A 696-nucleotide genomic window follows, 5' to 3' on the forward strand; every position below is an offset into this window, starting at 1 on the left:
GTTGAGGGGGCTGCAGCCATGATGGACGGCCTCATCCAGGGCTTCGGTGTCCTGCTGACATTCCAGAACCTGAGCCTGTGCCTGATCGGCGCCGTGCTCGGCACGCTGGTGGGCGTGCTGCCGGGCCTCGGCCCGGCCACGACCATCGCGCTGCTGCTGCCGATCASSCTSAAGCTSGATCCGACGGGCGCGATCATCCTGCTCGCSGGCATCTACTAYGGCGTGGCCTATGGCGGCACGMTSACCTCSGTGCTGATGCGMATYCCGGGCGAGGCYTCCTCGGTCGTCACCTGCATCGACGGCTACGMCATGGCCAAGAAGGGCCGGGCSGGCGCGGCGCTGGGCATCGCCGCCATCGGCAGCTTCATCGCCGGCACCTTCGGCATCATCGGCGTGATGGTGCTCTCCCCGCCGCTGGCCGAGGTCGTCATCGCCTTCGGCCCCTGGGAATACGCGGCGCTGATGTTCGCGGGCCTCTCGCTGATCGCCTTCTTCGCGGCCTCGGGCGTCGCCAAGGCGGCGCTGATGGCGCTGATCGGGCTGTTCCTCGGCTCCGTCGGGCTGGACCCGATCTCGGGGCCGCCGCGCTTCACCGTCGGCGTGCCGGCGCTGGTGGACGGGGTGAACATCGCGCCCCTCGCGCTCGGTCTCTGCGGCCTGTCGGAGCTGCTCTTCCTGGCGCTGAGCGGCGACCAG

The 696-nt window shown here is 70.1% G+C and carries 1 protein-coding gene; it reads left to right on the forward strand.

The window, feature by feature from the left end; all coding sequences use genetic code 11:
• Window positions 1-18 precede the first annotated feature (18 nt).
• Window positions 19-696: tripartite tricarboxylate transporter permease (locus AC1DWF_RS34780; RefSeq protein ID WP_476843028.1), on the forward strand; the 678-nt coding region annotated here is incomplete at its 3' end.

Source organism: Aminobacter sp. P4_D5 (assembly GCF_056401815.1).